At 47.2% G+C, this 6,215-nt stretch carries 9 protein-coding genes; all 9 read right to left on the reverse strand.

Features of this window, described 5'->3' with window-relative positions:
* The gene (gene lptE, locus DWU89_RS14990) at positions 1 to 513 is read right to left on the reverse strand and encodes an LptE family protein (RefSeq protein ID WP_115500442.1); all 513 of its coding nucleotides are present in this window, start codon (positions 511 to 513) and stop codon (positions 1 to 3) included.
* 3 nt (positions 514 to 516) lie between these two features.
* On the reverse strand, positions 517 to 1,713 hold the full coding sequence (locus DWU89_RS14995; protein ID WP_115500443.1) for a sigma-54 interaction domain-containing protein: 1,197 nt from the start codon (positions 1,711 to 1,713) through the stop codon (positions 517 to 519).
* 93 nt (positions 1,714 to 1,806) lie between these two features.
* Positions 1,807 to 2,634, reverse strand: a complete 828-nt coding sequence (locus DWU89_RS15000) for a lysophospholipid acyltransferase family protein (RefSeq protein ID WP_115500444.1) — start codon at positions 2,632 to 2,634, stop codon at positions 1,807 to 1,809.
* A 3-nt stretch (positions 2,635 to 2,637) separates the two neighbouring features.
* Complete coding sequence (locus DWU89_RS15005) at positions 2,638 to 3,528, reverse strand: CDP-alcohol phosphatidyltransferase family protein (RefSeq protein WP_115500445.1); 891 nt, start codon at positions 3,526 to 3,528, stop codon at positions 2,638 to 2,640.
* Between the two features lie 7 nt (positions 3,529 to 3,535).
* Positions 3,536 to 4,264 carry an SDR family NAD(P)-dependent oxidoreductase gene (locus DWU89_RS15010; protein WP_115500446.1) on the reverse strand — a complete coding sequence of 243 codons (729 nt, stop codon included), beginning with the start codon at positions 4,262 to 4,264 and terminating at the stop codon, positions 3,536 to 3,538.
* Between the two features lie 9 nt (positions 4,265 to 4,273).
* On the reverse strand, positions 4,274 to 4,744 hold the full coding sequence (locus DWU89_RS15015; protein WP_115500447.1) for an adenylyltransferase/cytidyltransferase family protein: 471 nt from the start codon (positions 4,742 to 4,744) through the stop codon (positions 4,274 to 4,276).
* Between the two features lie 172 nt (positions 4,745 to 4,916).
* Positions 4,917 to 5,492: a GNAT family N-acetyltransferase gene (locus DWU89_RS15020; RefSeq protein ID WP_115500448.1), complete on the reverse strand. Its 576-nt coding sequence runs from the start codon at positions 5,490 to 5,492 to the stop codon at positions 4,917 to 4,919.
* 6 nt (positions 5,493 to 5,498) lie between these two features.
* Entirely contained in the window at positions 5,499 to 5,651 is a 153-nt protein-coding gene (locus DWU89_RS20810; RefSeq protein WP_167451698.1) for a hypothetical protein, read from the reverse strand.
* A gap of 102 nt (positions 5,652 to 5,753) precedes the next feature.
* Positions 5,754 to 6,215, reverse strand: a 462-nt coding sequence (locus DWU89_RS20655; RefSeq protein WP_115500449.1) for a hypothetical protein, incomplete at its 5' end; no start/stop codon positions are given.

The following is a 6,215-nucleotide window of genomic DNA, read 5'->3' on the forward strand; positions in this document are numbered from 1 at the left end:
TTACCAGTTAGCAACGGTTGCATTATAAATCTGGTCGACCAACTCATCCGTAATCTCTTCCGACAGCTGGTCCTGTACCTGCTGTAACATCTGAGTCGCATCGAACTCACGATAAGCCGAGAAACTCTGCTCGAAATCTTCTTCCGGGTTCACCCGGTTGGAATAGCGAACACGCACCGTAATCGTCAACTTGGTCTGTGACGCATAGGCATCTTCCTTGACTGCCATAGGAGTCAGGTCGTAGCCGGTGATCTCACCTTCCAGATCGAGGTCGCCATTGCTGTTGACCAGTTGCAGGCGGGTCTGGCGGATATAAATATCCTTCAGGGCTTCCGTGAACTTCTGCGAAAGGGGCGGATAGACCAGCGGGGCCTGGTTGGGGAAATCCTTGATGGTGATCGTCTTGACCTTCGTATAGTCGATAGAGGCACCATTAAACTTATAGGAGATCGAACAAGCCGTCACAATCAGCCCGATCAGGCAGAAAAGCCATATCTTATTATTCTTCAACATCTTTTATTCCAGATTATATTCTTTAATTTTTCTGTACAGGGTACGCTCCGATATCTTCAGGTCCGCAGCGGCATTCTTACGGCGCCCGTTATGTTTCTCGAGCGCTTTGCGGATCATCTCTCTCTCGACCTCTTCCAACGACAACGTCTCTTCCTCTTCCACCGCTTCGGCTTCCTGGATGGTGGGAACGGGATGAACCGGATGTGCGGAATGAATCGGATGCGGATACGTCACCGGTTCTTCGGGAACATCGATCGGCATCTTGCCTCCCATAATATCGTGCACTAACTTTTTCAGGTCGTTGACATCTTTCTTCATATCGAACAATACCTGATACAGGATTTCCCGTTCACTGTTAAATATCTTCTGATCCGGATCTTGCTTGACCAGGACCGGATATTTCTCCATATTCAGATCCGGCAGATATAGGCGGAGCGTGGGAGCTGTGATATCCCGGTTCTCCTCGATCACGGAAATACGTTCGGTGATATTCTTCAATTCCCTGACGTTGCCCGGCCAGCGGTACGACAGCATCAACTGGCGCGCTTCCTCATCCAGGCGGATCGGCGGCATGCGGTATTTCTCCGCACAATCACCGGCAAACTTACGGAACAGCAAGATTATATCTTCCCCCCGCTCGCGCAAAGGAGGAACCTGGATAGGTACCGTACTCAAACGATAGAACAAGTCCTCGCGGAACTTGCCTTCCGCAACGGCCTGCGTCAGGTTCACATTGGTAGCCGCTACGATACGGACATTTGTTTTCTGTACTTTGGAAGAACCGACACGAATGAACTCGCCCGTTTCCAACACACGCAGCAGTCGTGCCTGCGTCGGAGTCGGCAACTCCCCTACCTCATCCAGGAAAATAGTTCCGCCGTCCGCCACCTCGAAATAGCCTTTACGGTCGGACAAAGCCCCTGTAAAAGAACCCTTTTCATGCCCGAACAATTCGGAATCGATCGTTCCTTCAGGGATGGCGCCACAGTTCACGGCTATATATTGCCCATGCTTACGCGGGCTGTTCTGATGTATTATCTGAGGAAAAGTTTCTTTACCGACACCGCTCTCTCCGGTAATCAGCACAGACAAATCCGTCGGAGCGACTTGTAAGGCAACATCGATAGCACGGTTCAACGCGGCATTATTGCCGATAATCCCAAAACGCTGCTTTATCTGTTGCACGTCAACCTTAATCATATCTTCTATCTGTAATTATTTCAGTTTAACCTGCCAAAATTACAAATCTTAATCCAATTTACCGAATCTGCAGGTGGTTTCTGTGCCGCTTTGTTATTTTTTAGCACCGTATGTCCGCTGATACAGGAATTCGGCCAGGTCTTTATCATCGGCGATCGCCCCGATTTCTTCCGGAGTGACAGGCTCGCCGATATAGACGTCGACCGTACGTCCGCGTTTGTTAAACGCTTCGGTCGGTATCCGCAACGTACGGATACGCCAGTCGATACGCCCCAGCCAATAGAAAAAGCGGGAATTCAGAAAATCGAAATAGACAGGATAGACAGGCACTTTGGATTTCCGGATCAGGCGGATCACACTGTGCGTCCAGGGCAAATCCTGTATCCTCTTTGTTTTCTTATTATACATCGAGATACCGCCCGCCGGGAAAAAGCCCATCGGATGGCCCTCTTTCAGTTGTTGCAGGGAGAGGCGGACTCCGTTTATATTTTTGGGATTGGCCCCTTGCTTGTTGGAATCGGGAGTGACAGAGACGAAATTGTCTTCCATCGCGCCGATCTTTGTCAACACTCCGTTGACCATCACTTTAAAATCCGGACGCCGCGAAGCAAATATATCGATCAGCATAATGCCGTCTATCGACCCGATCGGATGGTTGGAGACAGTTGCAAACGCACCTTCCGGCAAGTGGTCCAACACTTCGGCATTGTGCAACCTGTATTGAATATCAATCAACGGATCATTCAGCAAAGCCGTTGTAAAAGCAGCCCCCCGCAGGTGGCAGTTGTTAGCATGTACCCGGTTTACCTTTTCGATGTTAAACCATTTGATCAGCGCATTTCCGAGAAATGCACCGAAACGACTTTTAAAGAACGGGGCGACCTGCTGTAAATCATGGATGTCTACTACGCTCTCTTTCATAAGTTATTGTTTATAGAATGTTGCACACATCTTTTCGTGCTTCCGCATGGCAAGCAGCAAAACGATGTTCAACACGATTATCTCATAGAGGAAATAAAACCAGACCTCCCCGACCAGCACGACGATAAACATTACGATCGTACGTCCGTTGAAGGTCAGCAGGTCGATCATACGCATCAGTTCCTTGCTCTGCTTGCGAAACCTGACGCGGATATCCTCCGGTATATTATCCCCATAACGGGCATGCAGGCTGCGGAGCATTCCTTGCAAAGAAGGGGTAGCCTTCACCTGTAAAAGCGTATAGCCACGATACAGGAAATAAAAGAATTTGTTTATACCGTATTTCATCTCCTTATGGCGGGCACGTACCTGTTCCAATGTCTGGAACTCAGCACCTTTATCCTTACTGATGAAATACAAATGAAGTGTCTTGTAATAGTCCGTGATATTAGCCTGCACCAGATGCGACAGACCTGAAAGGACCGCTAAGGCAAAGAACCAGTCCGTCCCGTAATCGTGAGACAGGCGGAGCGCAAAAGCTACGTATATACAAGCGAACCAGATATCTCCGGCAAAGCCATCCAGGATACGGCCAATAGCCGATTTGATGCCGGTCAACCGGGCCAACTGCCCATCCACGCAATCCAGGATATTCGCAAGCACCAGCAACAGGATGCCGCATATGTTATAAATCAAATCGTCATGATAGAAAAAGAAACCGACTGCCGCCCCCACAAAGATGGACACCACAGTCACCATATTAGGAGTAATACCTGTACCTTTCAGCATACGGGCAATGCGGAAACCGATAGGACGATAAAAAATCCGGTCAATCTTATTTTCTGTTTCTATCGACTTCAACGAAGCCTCGTATTCCTTATCCAAATCGCTCATTTATCTTTTATTTATACGAATAACCGCCGTCTACAACGACCACTTCGCCATTAAAATAACTATTTTCTATTAACATCTTATATACCTCCGCCAACTCTTCCGGATCGCAGAAACGCCCCAACGAAACCTTGTTTTCGATATTACGGCGTATCTCGGCAGGCTTTGTCTTCTGCCATTCGGTATCGACGAAACCGGGTGCCACAGCGTTCACACGCAGTTCATACGGCACGAGGAATTTCACCATATTTTTCACCAGCGAATGCACGGCGCTCTTCGTCACGCCATAGGCCAATGAAACCGAATGGGGCTGAATCCCCATCAGCGAACCGGTGAAGACAATGCTTCCCCCTTTGCCGATGCGACGGACAATCCGCTGCAACAGGAAAACCGGGAAATGCACATTGGCAAAAAATACCCGCTCCCACTCTGCCATATCCAGCTCCTCAAACGGATCCCGGCAAGTCAGACCGGCATTAAAAACAACCGCTTCCAACCGTATGTCGCGGTCATCCAGGTATTGTTCTATCTTGTCAATCGTATTTTTATCGGAAATATCAGCTTGAAGCGAATCGACCTCCACGCCGAACTGCTGCTGCAATCCGTTTACGGCACGGATAGCCTCGCCTTCATCCGAAGCATAGGTAAGGAGCAGATTATGCCCGGCTTTTGCCAGGCAAGAGGCAACCGCTTTACCGATTCCTTTTGTCCCCCCTGTTATCAATATAAACTGTCCCATCTGCAACCCTCACTCTTTTTCACCGAAACCTTTGACGGATTCAGGCTTGGACTGACGCTGAGACTTCAAATTCGCTTCATAAGAATCGTGAATCGTTTTCTTCAGGTTCGAAGAAGAAACGCCTGTGCCGTAAGGGAAGTAAAACACCTGTACACCCAGGTCTTTCAAATAGTCGTATTTACCGTACCAGTCATCTCCCACGACAAAAGCATCGATATTCAGCTTTTTCACTATTTCAGAATGGTCCAGTGTATGTTGCGGAATCACAATATCCGGAGTTTTCAATGCTTCGATAATCTGCAGGCGTTCGGTAAAAGGGATAATCGGTTTCGCTTTATAAGAAGACACTAATTCATCCGTGCTTACACCTACGATCAATATATCCGCAATACTGCGGGCATAATTTATCATCCGGAGATGGTTGTAATGGAACATGTCGAATGTTCCAGATGTATATACAATTGTTTTATCCTTAAACATACTACTTATATTCTTTTGAAACCGCAAACTTACGCAAACTTTTCCTATCAAAAAAAAAATGACAGGAAAAAGGGACAGATATTATCACTGCTGTAGCCTTTTAGAAAGAAAGACAGCGCGATAACAAAATAGTTCGGAATTTCTTTTCCGCATAAAACAATCTGTCAAGAGTTTAATCATCTAATTCATCGTCGGCTATGGTTGCTAAATCAAAATACAACAAACGGGTATCGGCATCAGCATCTTCGTCATTCAGGGGGATGAAACCGTTCTTCAAATAAAAGGGAATGGCTTCAGCATAAGCATCTACGGTCAAGAAACGACAACCGGTCTTGTTGTTGATGACAAAATAACTCTTGATAAAATCCAACAAAAAAGAACCGAGGTGCAAACCTTTTGCAGAAGTGTCCACCCCCAAACGACATATCTTAGTAGCCGGATAACTTTTCAGACGCTTCTCATTAACGAAACGATGCTTGCGAAAACGATTGAAATCCGTCTTACATCCGAAATCATTCAGGGAAACTTTGTCGTTTGCCAAACTAAAATAGGCAGAAACACTGTAATTATCCAGTTTGTTTTCTGCCACATAACTCACGGCTAACAATACTTTTCTGTAAAGATGAGATTCGTTCAAAATAAAATCGTTCAAATCGGCGTCACCGCAATCGAACGATTTTACTGTCTCTTTTTTCTTCAAGCGTCGTACCTCATACGTTGCCAGAAACCTCTCTTCCGTCAAAATCATAGTGCACTAATCTTTAAAGACACTCATCACTGCTCTATAATGCGCCAAACGGCGTTCACGTTCTTCCTTCGTTTCCTTTGGCGGATTCTTCATCCGTTCCAGAAATCTCCGGGCATCTTCCCCATAAAGTATCGGGGTTTCCTTAATAGGTCTTGCCATACAGCTCTCCTCCTTTCTTTTGGTTTACGATGCAAAGATACGCTTTCCTTTCCTTTTCACCAACACAATCTTTCAAAGAACGCTTTTGTTTTCAGTGCGTGGCTACAAGCGTCCCGGCTCATTATCCAAGCGGACCAGGTCCATCAAGTCGCAGAGGTCGTCGGTTGTGGCGGAGTCTTTGCGCAGTTTGTCGCTCAGGTAATCTACTGTTTCGGGGAAGTCGAAAGCAAGGAGCAGGCAGAAAGATAGATGCCTGTACGACGGGACGCCGCCGTTGCCCTTTCCTTCCGATAGCGAGAGCAGGCGCCGAAGCAAGACGGGTTCGCGGAGGATGTAGACCAGCGAGCCGAACACTGTGTGCCGGCGCAGGTAGTCGACTGTATGTTGCTTATCGTGCAACAACAGGTTTGTGAGAAATGTACGGTAACTTTTTGCAAGCGTGTCCCACTCCGTAAAAGCGGCGTCGTAGGCCGCCTTGTAATAGAAGGGATGCTTTTCGGCGGGTAATGTACTCAATTTAAGGTTAAACTTCTTGACCGAAGGGATTTCCTTCCCAAATAACTC

Source organism: Parabacteroides acidifaciens (assembly GCF_003363715.1).
Taxonomy (GTDB): domain Bacteria; phylum Bacteroidota; class Bacteroidia; order Bacteroidales; family Tannerellaceae; genus Parabacteroides; species Parabacteroides acidifaciens.

Coding starts and splice junctions, on each gene's coding strand:
- lptE (WP_115500442.1), bottom strand. CDS start 513: ATGTTGAAGAATAATAAGATATGGCTTTTCTGCCTGATCGGGCTGATT.
- DWU89_RS14995 (WP_115500443.1), bottom strand. CDS start 1,713: ATGATTAAGGTTGACGTGCAACAGATAAAGCAGCGTTTTGGGATTATC.
- DWU89_RS15000 (WP_115500444.1), bottom strand. CDS start 2,634: ATGAAAGAGAGCGTAGTAGACATCCATGATTTACAGCAGGTCGCCCCG.
- DWU89_RS15005 (WP_115500445.1), bottom strand. CDS start 3,528: ATGAGCGATTTGGATAAGGAATACGAGGCTTCGTTGAAGTCGATAGAA.
- DWU89_RS15010 (WP_115500446.1), bottom strand. CDS start 4,264: ATGGGACAGTTTATATTGATAACAGGGGGGACAAAAGGAATCGGTAAA.
- DWU89_RS15015 (WP_115500447.1), bottom strand. CDS start 4,744: ATGTTTAAGGATAAAACAATTGTATATACATCTGGAACATTCGACATG.
- DWU89_RS15020 (WP_115500448.1), bottom strand. CDS start 5,492: ATGATTTTGACGGAAGAGAGGTTTCTGGCAACGTATGAGGTACGACGC.
- DWU89_RS20810 (WP_167451698.1), bottom strand. CDS start 5,651: ATGGCAAGACCTATTAAGGAAACCCCGATACTTTATGGGGAAGATGCC.